General features: G+C 53.0%; 1 protein-coding gene. It reads left to right on the forward strand.

What is annotated here, in order from left to right; translation table 11 throughout:
- Positions 1–596: IS4 family transposase (locus KDX30_RS29460; protein ID WP_231678252.1), on the forward strand; the 596-nt coding region annotated here is incomplete at both ends.

The raw sequence follows: 596 nt of genomic DNA on the forward strand, positions 1-596 counted from the left end.
TTCCTGCTCGACTGGGAGCACAGCGGTACGCAACGGCATTGGTTGATGCGGGCTCGTAGCGGGATTAAATACGAGGTACTCCAAGAGTTGGGGCCAGGTGATTGGTTAGTTCAGTTAACTGTTTCTCGTGACGCCCACAGGCAGCGCGATGATCTTCCCAAACACTGGCAGGCCAGATTGATCGAGTACTCGATAGAAGGTAAAGCCCGTCGCTACCTCACCTCAATGATCGACGCCAAGCGTTATCCAGCAAACGAAGTAGCCGCACATTACAACGAGCGTTGGGAAATAGAGCTGGGTTTTAGAGAGATCAAACAAAACCTGCTCAACGGTGAGCAATTGCGCAGCAAGCAGCCTGAACTAGTCCGTCAGGAGCTTTGGGGCACCTTGTTGGCGTACAACTTGATCCGCCAAGAAATGCGCCTTATGGCTGAGGAAATGAAGGTTGCACCGCAACGATTGAGTTTTTTGTGGCTGTCTCAGGCTATAGCCAATGCGCTGCGCTTTTGTCCGACCGAAACACCGGGCACGATCCCCAAACGTTTGGCGGAGCTAAGAACACAGGCACAGCACTTCATGCTGCCACCCAGGCGTAA

Origin of the sequence: Pseudomonas quasicaspiana (assembly GCF_021147825.1) — a bacterium.
Classification (GTDB): Bacteria; Pseudomonadota; Gammaproteobacteria; order Pseudomonadales; family Pseudomonadaceae; genus Aquipseudomonas; species Aquipseudomonas quasicaspiana.